This is a genomic window from Nocardia sp. MDA0666 (genome assembly GCF_003023875.1).
Taxonomy (GTDB): domain Bacteria; phylum Actinomycetota; class Actinomycetes; order Mycobacteriales; family Mycobacteriaceae; genus Nocardia; species Nocardia aobensis.
In genome coordinates, this window is the sequence record NZ_PYHT01000013.1 from 181,822 (window position 1) to 192,154 (window position 10,333).

A 10,333-nucleotide genomic window follows, 5' to 3' on the forward strand; every position below is an offset into this window, starting at 1 on the left:
AGGACAAGACCATGAGCGAGACCCAGCGCAGCAACCACGGGACCCCGCGTGAGCCGCACGCCGGACGTCCGCACGACATCGTCGTTCTCGGCGCCGGTTACACCGGAATGCTGGCGGCCATCCGGCTCGCGCGCCGCACCCGTAAGCAGCCGGTGCGCATCACGCTGGTCAATCCGTCGGAGCGGTTCACCGAGCGGCTGCGCATGCATCAGGTCGCGGCCGGCACCGAGCTCGCCGACCACCGCATTCCGGAACTACTGGCCGGCACCGGCGTGACCTTCCATCGCGCCGCCGCGACCGCGATCGACCCGGCCGCGCACCGCGTGATCTGCGACGACGGCGCCGAACTCGGCTACGACACCCTGGTCTACGCCCTCGGCAGCCGAGCCGACACCACCACCGTGCCGGGGGTGGCCGAGCATGCCCGGACCCTCGACGATCCGCGCGCGGCACATCGGATGTCGCAGCGCCTCGCCGAACTCGAGGCGAGCGGGGGAGCGGTCGCGGTCTGCGGTGGCGGTCTCACCGGCGTCGAAGCCGCCACCGAAATCGCCGAATCCCATCCCGGCCTCACCGTCACCCTGATCAGCACCGGAGAACCCGCCGCCATGCTGGGAGAGCGCCCGCGGGCCTATGTCGAGCGTGCCATGGATCGCCTGAACATCGTGCGCCGCAGCGGAACTCGCGTGACCAAGGTGCTGCCGGACGCGGTGCGCCTCGACAACGGCGTGATGGTGCCGGCCGGGCTCACGCTGTGGACCGCCGGAGTCCGGGTGCCCGCCCTGGCCGCCGAGGCCGGCATCACCACGGACACGGCGGGGGCCATCGTCACCGACGCGACGTTGCGGTCGGTGTCGCATCCCGATATCTACGCGATCGGCGACGCCGCCGCGATCACCCAGCCGTGGGGCCGCATGCACGGCACGTGCCAGAGCGGGATGCCGACCGCGGCCTACGCCGCCGACACCATCGCCCGGCGCCTGCGCGGAAAGCGGGTGCGGCCGTTCCGATTCGGCTACTTCCACCAGCCGGTCAGCCTCGGCCGCCGTGACGCCGTCATCGGATTCACCCACGCCGACGACAGCCCTCGGCGCGGATATCTGACGGGCCGCGCCGCGGTGCGGTACAAGGAGTTCGTCAGCAGCAGCCCGGTCCCGACGTTCCGGCTGAGCCGGCGCGCGAATGTCTCGGTCACGCTGTCACGCGGTGGACGCGCGACGCGCACGGCCGGACGCATCGTGGCCTGAGGCGCGATATTGCGGGTGCTCGACCGAGCGGGAGAGGATGAGCGCATGGACGGTGATGCCGAGGACGCCGGTGCGATGACCGCGCGGCCCGCGGACCCGCCGGCGGACCCCGGCGATGCGTTCGACACGCATCGCCGGCTGCTGTTCGCCACCGCGTATCAACTGCTCGGCAGTGTGGCCGACGCCGAGGACGTGCTGCAGGACGCCTGGTTGAAATGGCACGAGGCCGACCGGATCCGGGTCCGCCACCCGAAGGCGTATCTGGTGCGGACGGTGACGAACCTGTCGCTGAACCGGCTGACCAGCGCCCGCGCGGTGCGTGAAACCTATGTCGGCCCGTGGCTGCCCGAACCGCTGCTCAGCGAACCCGATGCCACCGAGCGCGTCGAGATCGTCGACACGGTGTCCACGGCGATGCTGGTCGTGCTGGAGACGCTCGGCCCGGTCGAGCGTGCGGTGTTCGTACTGCGCGACGTCTTCGGCTTCTCACCCGCCGAGATCGCCGGTTTCCTCGATCGGCCCGAGCCGACCGTCCGGCAGATCTCGCATCGCGCCCGCAATCACGTGCAGGCGCGCCGGCCCCGCTACGACACCGATCCCGTTGCGCGGCAGGAGATCACCGAGCAGTTCCTGGCGGCCGCCAACGGGGGCGACGTCAACGCGCTGATGCAACTGCTCGCTCCCGACGTCACCCTCTGGAACGACGGCGGCGGCAAGGTCACCGCGGCCCGGCGCCCGCTGCACGGCCCCGACCACGTCGCCCGCTGGCTGCTCGGTGTGCTGGCCAAACCCGTCCTGACCGGTATCCGGATGCGGGCCGCGGTGCTGAACGGCGAACTCGGCGTGGTCGGCGAGATCGGCGGATTCCCGGTCGGCGCACTCACCTTCGACGTTCTCGACGGCCGCGTGCAGAATCTGCGTTTCCAGGTGAATCCCGACAAACTCGCCGGCCTGCGACCGCCGCAGGAGATCCGACACCTCTGATTCGACCGAAATGTCCTGTGCGGCTACGGGATGCGCTATTTTTGTCATCCGCCGGGACAGTTCCGGCGTAGATCAGAATGGTAGGAGTTTCACAAGTGCACAGCGTAGCGAGCCGCACCCGTCGATCCGGCGCCAGGATTCCCGCCCGTCGAACCACCCTGACCGGCTGGCTGCTCGCCGCCGGTGTCGGCTTCGCCGCCGTCCTGGCCCCCGCCGCCACCACTACCGCGACCGCCGCCCCGGCCTTCGTCTCCTGCCCCGCAGGCGATTACGAGAACGTCGACCACGCCTGCGTCCCGCGTCCCGGCTCGGATCCCGACGGCGCGACCGCACAGTGCGGCGACGGCACCTACAGCTACAGCCGCCACCGCAGCGGCACCTGCTCCCATCACGGCGGTGTCGAACGCTGGCTCTGACCGAGCCGGATGGTCTGCGGCGGGCGTGGCGCCGGTCACCACGGGTGCTCGAGTAAGAATGAGAACCCGTGTCTGCCGAGGAACTCGCCGTGGAACCGCTGGCCGCCGCCCGCCGCCTGCTGGGCGCGACGATGCGGTCCGGCCCGGTCGCCGTACGCATCGTGGAGGTCGAGGCGTACGGCGGTGACCCGGCCGGACCCTGGCACGACCCGGCGGCCCACTCCGGCCGCGGCCGCACCCCGCGCAATGCCGTCATGTTCGGCCCACCCGGCATGCTCTACGTCTACTTCAGTTACGGCATGCACACCTGCGTGAACGTCACCAGCGGCCCCGACGGAGTCGCCAGTGCCGTGCTGCTGCGGGCCGGTGAGGTGATCGAAGGCCACGAGGTCGTGCGCTCCCGGCGTCGCGCGGCCCGCACCGAAGCCGATCTGGCACGCGGGCCCGGAAACTTCGGCAGTGCCCTCGGAATCACCCTCTCCGACTACGGCACCGCGCTGTTCGACCCGGCGGCGCCGATCCGAGTGGAGTTGGGCCCGGAGATCACCGACTCCGCCGCGATCGGGGTCGGCCCCCGGGTCGGCGTGAGCCTGGCCGCCGACCGCCCGTGGCGACTGTGGTTGCGCGACTCCCCGGCGGTCTCGGCCTACCGCCGCAGTCCACGCGCCCCCGAGGTCGGGCGGTCGGCCTGAGCGCTCAGCTCGTCACATCGGCCGGCACCCGTGCGCGCTGCGCCGCCGCGACCGTCGCCGCCAGTTCGGCCGCCGCGACAGTGTCTGCGACGCCGAGCGTCCATCGGGTTTCACTGCCGATCCGGAACTCGCCGTAGACCACGTATTCCGCACCCGCGCCTGCAGGCAGCCGGTGGTGGGTCGATTGCAGCATCTCGATCGAGATGCCATGAGCGGCACAGTCGATACCGTCGCCGGTCGGACCGTAGACCTGCTGCAGCAGATCCCACAACCACCGCGCACTCACCTCGGCGCCGCTGTCGTCGGTATGGCGCTGCACGTGCCGGGCGAAGTCGATCTGCAACCGTCGCGGCAGCTCCACTCCGTATCCGGTCTGCAGCAGATAGGCGATACCGCCCTTGCCGGACTGTGAATTCACCCGGATCACCGCCTCGTAACTGCGTCCGACATCCGCCGGATCGATCGGCAGATACGGCACCTGCCACTCGATCTCGGATTCCGGCACCCCCGCCAGCTCGGCCCGGCGGCGATGGTCGGCGAACCCCTTCTTGATCGCATCCTGGTGCGTCCCGGAGAACGCGGTGTAGACCAGATCGCCGACGTAGGGGTGCCGCTCCGGAATGGGCATTCGCGTGCAGTACTCGACGGTCCGGCGAATCCCGTCGATATCGGAGAAATCGATCATCGGATCCACGCCTTGGGCATGGAGATTCAAGGCGAGCGTCGCGATGTCGACGTTGCCGGTGCGCTCACCGTTGCCGAAGACGCAGCCCTCCACGCGCTGGGCTCCGGCCAGCATCGCCAGTTCCGCGCAGGCGATGCCGGTGCCGCGGTCGTTGTGCGGATGGACCGACAGGATCACTCCGTCGCGGCGGCTCAGATTGCGGTCCATGTATTCGATCTGGTCGGCGTAGACATTGGGCGTGGCCACCTCCACCGTCGCCGGCAGATTCAGCACGACCGGGCGCTCGGGGCAGGCGTCCCACAGGTCCGTCATCGCATCGCACACCTCCAGCACGAAATCCGGTTCGGTGAGCATGAAGACCTCGGGGGAGAACTGGAATCGCAGATTCGGCCGGTCGCCGGCCAGTCGCGCGATCTCGCGTCCACCCGCGACGATCATCTTCGCCACGTCGGCCCGGGAGCGGCCCAGCACGACCTCGCGCCACAGCGGCGCGGTCGCGGTGTACATGTGGATCACCACGTCGTTGGTGATCCCCTCCACCGATTCCAGGGTTCGCGCGATGAGATCGGCACGCGCCGGGGTGAACACGACCAGGGTGACGTCGGCGGGCGCCGGCTCGGCGTCGCGGATCAGGCGGACGAAGTCGAAATCGGTCTGCGAGGCGCTCGGGTAGCCGACCTCGATCTCCTTGTAGCCGATCGCGACCAGCATCTCGAAGAATCGGCGCTTGCGCTCCGGATCCATCGGTTCGGCCAGGGCCTGATTGCCGTCGCGCAGGTCGACCGGCACCCACAGCGGGGCGGATTCGAGGCGTTTCGAGGGCCAGCTGCGCTCGGTCAGTGGCACCGAAACCCGGTGGTACACATCGTGATAGCGATGCGAGGGCATGACGGAGGGGCGCTGGCGATTCCAGCGGGGAGTGTGGTCGGGCACGGTATCGGCTTTCTGCGTCGGAGATGTCGACCGGCGCAGCCCAGCAACCCGCGGGCAGGGTGCCGGTCGTTCAGACCCCGCCGCGGCGGCCGAGGAGAAGCAGTCCCTGTCCCATATCGGCTACCATAGCGAGTGACAACTCCTCAGACAAGTAGAGAGGTGAGGGCCGATGGCGACCGTGCAGAGGCAACCGCTCGCGGCCCAGGCCGCGCAGCTCCTGCTCGACCGGATCCGCGCGGGTGAATGGCAACTCGGACACAAACTGCCGGGCGAGACGACCCTCGCGGCCCAGCTGGGCGTCGGACGTTCCACGCTGCGCGAGGCGATCCGGGAACTGTCCGGTCAGGGTGTACTCGAAAGCCGCCAGGGGGCAGGCGTTTTCGTCACCGCGTTGGAGGTGGCCGAGGACTGGGACGAGGTGTTGCGCCGGGCCGACATCGCCGCCGTCATCGAGGCCCGCATCGCCATCGAGGCCGAGGCCGCGGCTCTGGCGGCGCAGCGGCGCACCCCTGCCGACCTGCGGATCATGCGTAAGGCGCTGTCGGTGCGCGCCGGATCCGGCGATTCGGTGGAACATCTCGTCGACGCCGATACCGCCTTTCACCGCACGGTGATCGCGGCGGCGCACAACGAGGTGCTGTTGCAGTTGTTCGACGCCTTCGTCCCGCGCGTGCACCGCGCGATGACCGAGATGCTGCGGATGCGGCCGATGGCCGATCCAGGCGCGGACCATCACGCCCACGAGGTGTTGTTCGACGCGATCCGCGATCGGTCGGCCGACACAGCAGCCACGGCGAGCCGGGTACATCTGAGCGCCTTGAGATCCGCTTTTTCCTGACCGATGAATTCCTCCGTGGTGCCCCGTCTTCTGTGGTGAGCGCGCTCGAACAGACACCGAGCATCCGGAAGGACACCGAATCATGACCGCCGTCACCGCCTCCGCCCCGTCCGTCACCACCACCCGTCCCGGCACGATCCGCAACCGCGTGCTGTGGACCCTGCAGATCGTGCTGGGCCTGTTCTTCGTCATCGCCTCGGGACTGCCGAAGGTGGTCGGCCAATCCGATGCCGTCCGCATCTTCCACGACATCGGCTGGGGCGACTGGTTCCGCTATTTCACCGGCCTGGTGGAGATTTCGGGCGGAATCGGGCTGCTGGTGCCGCGCCTGTCCTGCCTCGCCGCCGCCGGACTGTCGATCACCATGGTTTGCGCCGCCGCCACCCAGGCCTTCGTCATGGACGCCCCGGCGGGCGCGATCTTCCCGCTGGTCCTGGTGGCCGTCTTCGCCTGGATCGCCTACGAACGCCGCCCCGCACACTGAAGTCGGGACCGCCCGATGGGCCCGCTCCGGGAAATCCCCGGCACGGGCCCATCGACATGTCGGCAGGGTCGCGTGTGTCAGCCGCCCGCACCGGCGTCACGTTCCGCTTCCGCCGCAACCGGTTCGGTGCGCCGATGCATACCCGGACTCACCCCGTAACGCCGTTTGAACGCGGCACTGAGACTGAACGCCGTCCCGTAACCGACCTGCCGCGCGATCGATTCGATGGTCGCATCGGTGCCGCGCAGCAGGTCCGCCGCCCGCGCCAGCCGCCATTCGGTGAGGTAGGCGATCGGCGGGTCCCCCACAAGTTCGGTGAACCGCCGGGCCAGCGCCGCCCGGGACGCACCGACGGTCGCCGCCAGTTCGGCGACCGTCCAATCGTGGGCGGGATTGTGCTCGAGCAGCCGCAACGCCTGTCCCACAATGGGATCGGCGTAGGCGCTGTACCACTGCGGCGCCTCGGCCCGCGCGAACCAGGTGCGCAGTGCCGCGATGGTCAGCAGATCCAGCAGCCGATCGAGAACCGACGCCTGCCCGGGAACATCGCGGCCGGACTCGTCGACCAACAGTCCGAGCAGACGTTCGTCCACCTCGTGACCGTCGAGTACGGCGCGCGGCGGCAGGGCGCGCAACAGACGGTCGCTCACCGTGCCGGCCACCTCGTAGGTTCCGGTCAGCAGCGCCGTCGTTCCGGCCGCATTCGTCCCCCAGCTGCGCACCCCGAGATCCCATGTCTCACATAGCAATTCACCGTCAGGAGTGGTCGTGGTCTGGCCGGGGTGCACGATCGCCTGCGGCGGGGTCGAGGGCTCGTCGGCCACCGTGTACGGGTCGGGACCGCGCAGAATCGCGACCGCGCCCTCGTCGAGCCGGATCGGATCGTCGCCGTCGGGCACGAGATAGGCATATCCGCGGGTCACCACGACCACCGTGAGCGGCGCCCGGTCCTGGATCCGCAACGACCACGGCGGGTCGAGCAGCGAGCGCATCACGAACGCGCCGCGAGCACGCGGGCCGTCGAGCAGGTCGGCGAGGGCATCCATCCCACGACGATCGCGCACGGCGGCGAGCGCGGCAACCGGGTTCCCAGCACCGGTGGGGCGGCGGCACCCCGGGAAGTCGCGCACGATCACCGGCACGGCCGATCACCCGCGCGGCGCATCGGACGGTTCGCTGCCTGCAATCGGCCAGCCGCCCTCCGCCGCCGTCCGGCGGGCATACTCGGCGAACGATCGCGGCGCCCGCCCCAGCGCACGCTCGACCCCGTCGGTGACGGCCGTATTGCGACCGTCGAGAACGGTGCCGAACAGATAGGTCAACGAGTCGACGACCTCGCGCGGCAATCCCATATCCGACATCGCGGCGGCGTACTCGTCCAGGCCCACCGGCTGATACCTGATCTCGCGACCGGTGGCGGCGGCGATCGTGGCCACGGCCTCGGCGAAGGTCAGCGCCTGCGGCCCGGTCAGCTCGTATACCTCACCGGCATGCCCCTGCTCGGTGAGTGCGGCGACGGCGACATCGGCGATGTCCTCGGCGTCGACGAACGGCTCGGCGACCGCGTCGGCCGGCAGTGTCACCCGGCCCGCCGCGATCTCCTCGGCCAGAAAATCCTCGCTGAAGTTCTGGGCGAACCAGCTGCACCGCACGACGGTCGTGGCCAGGCCGCTGTGCAGAGCGATCTCCTCACAGAGCTGCGCTTCGGGCTCGCCCCGGCCGGACAGCAGAACAAGCCGCCGCACCCCGGCCCGCCGCGCCGCCTCGGTCAGGGCGCTGACCGCTTGGTCGGCGCCCGGCGCGGCGAGATCCGGCTGGTACGCGAGGTAGACGGATCGCGCGCCGCGCAGGGCGGTGTCCCAGGTCGCCCGGTCGGTCCAGTCGAAAGGGATCGCCGTCGAGCGGGAGGCCGGCCGTACCTCGATCCCGCGCTCGGCCAGGCGCGCCACGACCCGCCGGCCGGTCTTCCCGGTGCCACCCAAGACGACGACAGGGCCCGCATCGGTACGGTCGAGGCCGCGAGAGGCGGTAGCTGCCGTAGCCCGGTGATCGGATTCAGCGGTTTCGGAAACCGTTGCGGTGCCGTTGGTTTCGCTCTGGATGATGGTGTTTTCGGTCATGCGTCAAGTACATCCGGAGCGGAGCCGACCGGCCATGGTCCGGACGCTCGCACACATACGCGCGCGTCCACGCCGAGCTCGCGGGGCGTTCTTGTCGAAGATCGCTGAGCACCGGCGGGTTCGCCGCTCGACCGCCGGCGAACAGCACGCTCATCCGGACATGGCCGACCCAGCGCAGCCGATCGCGCCCGGTGCGGAAAGATGGGAGGGCGTGAGCGCCGACATCATCGACGAACTGACCTGGCGTGGGCTGATCGCACAGTCCACGGATCTGGACGCCCTGCGGGCCGATACGGCGAAGGGCCCGATCACGCTGTATGCGGGTTTCGACCCCACGGCGGCGAGTCTGCATGCGGGTCACCTCGTTCCCCTGCTCACGCTCAAGCGGTTCCAGCAGGCCGGACATCGCCCGATCGTCCTGGCCGGCGGCGCCACCGGCCTGATCGGTGACCCTCGCGATGTGGGGGAGCGGGTGATGAACTCGACCGACACCGTCGCTGAGTGGGCCGACCGGATCCGCGGCCAGCTGCAACGCTTCGTCGACTTCGACGAATCGCCGACCGGCGCGATCATCGCCAACAATATGGACTGGACGGGCAATCTCAGCGCCGTCGACTTTCTCCGCGACATCGGCAAGCACTTCTCGGTGAACGTGATGCTGGCGCGCGAGACCGTCAAGCGCCGCCTCGACAGCGACGGCATCTCCTACACCGAATTCAGCTACATGCTGTTGCAGGCCAACGACTTCGTGCAGTTGCGCCGCGCCCACGGCTGCCGGCTGCAGGTCGGCGGCTCCGATCAGTGGGGCAACATCATCGCCGGCGTCGAACTCAACCGCCGCCTCGACGGCGAACAGGTCCACGCCCTCACCACCCCGCTGGTCACCTCCGCCGACGGTAAGAAATTCGGCAAGTCGACCGGCGGTGGCAGCCTCTGGCTCGATCCGGAGATGACCAGCCCGTACGCCTGGTACCAGTACTTCGTGAACACCGGCGACGCCGACGTGATCCGCTACCTGCGCTGGTTCACCTTCCTCGACCGCGAGGAACTGGCCGAACTCGAGACCGCGACCGCCGAGCGTCCGCATGCCCGGGAGGCGCAGCGACGCCTCGCCGCCGAGATGACCACGCTCGTGCACGGCGAGGCGCACACCCGCGCGGTGCAGCTGGCCAGCCAGGCGCTGTTCGGCCGCGGCGATCTGCACGACCTGGACGAAGCGACGCTCGCTTCCGCGCTGGCCGAAGCCGCCGGTGAGGGCACCGTGGCGGAGGCCGGTCCCGAATCGACGATCGTGGATCTGCTGGTCGCCTCCGGACTGTCCGACAGTCGCGGTGCGGCTCGCCGCGCGGTCGCCGACGGTGGCGCCTCGGTGAACAACGCCCGCATCTCCGATCCGGAATGGATGCCCGCCGATACCGACTACCTGCACGGACGCTGGTTGGTGCTGCGGCGCGGCAAGAAGAACTTCGCCGGCGCGCGCCGAGCCGGGAGCTGATCTGGCCATGACCTGAGTCACATCCGTGTGATTCAGGTCGGCCACCGGCCGGTTCGAGGCTCGGTGACCTGCGCAAATGCAAGCCGACGTGGCGATTTGACGTTCCGTTCTCCGCCACGTAACTTATTCCAGGTCAGAGCGACACGGACACCGACCCGGAGCCGAGAGGCCCGGGACAACGAGGTCGGACGAGGAGCGCCTGACGGCCAGTAGGACCCAGAGATCGTGAGTTGACTTCGCGAGCTTCGGTGGTTAGGCTGGAAAAGTTGCCTCTCAAGAAGGTCGGTTAACCGGCCGGACTGTTTGTGCGCCTGTTCTTTGAGAACTCAATAGTGTGTCGATGAATGTCAGTGCCAAATATTTATTTTGGTTCCGATCTTCACCCCCCGTGTGAGGGTCGGACATTTTTTAGTCAGCTATTTTCCGGCTGGCGTTTAAG

Annotated in this window: 10 protein-coding genes; 7 read left to right on the plus strand and 3 right to left on the minus strand. The window is 69.2% G+C overall.

Annotated features, from left to right (window positions below; translation table 11 throughout):
* The first annotated feature begins 11 nt into the window (after positions 1-11).
* The 4 genes from C8258_RS19630 to C8258_RS19645 all read left to right on the plus strand — a co-directional run bounded on the left by C8258_RS19630 (position 12) and on the right by C8258_RS19645 (position 3,339).
* Positions 12-1,247 carry an NAD(P)/FAD-dependent oxidoreductase gene (locus C8258_RS19630; RefSeq protein WP_106956428.1) on the plus strand — a complete coding sequence of 412 codons (1,236 nt, stop codon included), beginning with the start codon at positions 12-14 and terminating at the stop codon, positions 1,245-1,247.
* Between the two features lie 45 nt (positions 1,248-1,292).
* A complete protein-coding gene (gene sigJ, locus C8258_RS19635; RefSeq protein WP_369974779.1) occupies positions 1,293-2,231 on the plus strand; it encodes an RNA polymerase sigma factor SigJ in 939 nt (312 codons plus the stop codon).
* 95 nt (positions 2,232-2,326) lie between these two features.
* Entirely contained in the window at positions 2,327-2,647 is a 321-nt protein-coding gene (locus C8258_RS19640; protein ID WP_233225197.1) for a DUF3761 domain-containing protein, read from the plus strand.
* A gap of 68 nt (positions 2,648-2,715) precedes the next feature.
* Entirely contained in the window at positions 2,716-3,339 is a 624-nt protein-coding gene (locus C8258_RS19645) for a DNA-3-methyladenine glycosylase (protein ID WP_036508640.1), read from the plus strand.
* Between the two features lie 4 nt (positions 3,340-3,343).
* Here the strand turns inward: C8258_RS19645 and C8258_RS19650 are convergent, their stop codons facing one another.
* Positions 3,344-4,912, minus strand: coding sequence for a 2-isopropylmalate synthase (locus tag C8258_RS19650; protein ID WP_106956429.1), 1,569 nt, complete (start codon positions 4,910-4,912; stop codon positions 3,344-3,346).
* Between the two features lie 214 nt (positions 4,913-5,126).
* Here C8258_RS19650 and C8258_RS19655 point away from each other — a divergent pair, with 214 nt between their 5' ends.
* Together C8258_RS19655 and C8258_RS19660 are read left to right on the plus strand one after the other, a co-directional pair.
* Positions 5,127-5,795, plus strand: coding sequence for a FadR/GntR family transcriptional regulator (locus C8258_RS19655; protein ID WP_106956430.1), 669 nt, complete (start codon positions 5,127-5,129; stop codon positions 5,793-5,795).
* 82 nt (positions 5,796-5,877) lie between these two features.
* The gene (locus C8258_RS19660) at positions 5,878-6,279 is read left to right on the plus strand and encodes a DoxX family protein (protein ID WP_106956431.1); all 402 of its coding nucleotides are present in this window, start codon (positions 5,878-5,880) and stop codon (positions 6,277-6,279) included.
* Positions 6,280-6,356: 77 nt separating this feature from the next.
* On the opposite strand, the gene C8258_RS19665 is transcribed toward C8258_RS19660, so the two are convergent.
* Together C8258_RS19665 and C8258_RS19670 are read right to left on the minus strand one after the other, a co-directional pair.
* Positions 6,357-7,325: an AraC family transcriptional regulator gene (locus tag C8258_RS19665; protein WP_106956460.1), complete on the minus strand. Its 969-nt coding sequence runs from the start codon at positions 7,323-7,325 to the stop codon at positions 6,357-6,359.
* A 102-nt stretch (positions 7,326-7,427) separates the two neighbouring features.
* Positions 7,428-8,399, minus strand: coding sequence for an NAD(P)H-binding protein (locus tag C8258_RS19670; protein ID WP_106956432.1), 972 nt, complete (start codon positions 8,397-8,399; stop codon positions 7,428-7,430).
* 211 nt (positions 8,400-8,610) lie between these two features.
* Between C8258_RS19670 and tyrS the strand changes: the two genes are divergently transcribed.
* Positions 8,611-9,894, plus strand: a complete 1,284-nt coding sequence (tyrS, locus tag C8258_RS19675) for a tyrosine--tRNA ligase (protein WP_106956461.1) — start codon at positions 8,611-8,613, stop codon at positions 9,892-9,894.
* The last annotated feature ends 439 nt before the right edge of the window (positions 9,895-10,333 follow it).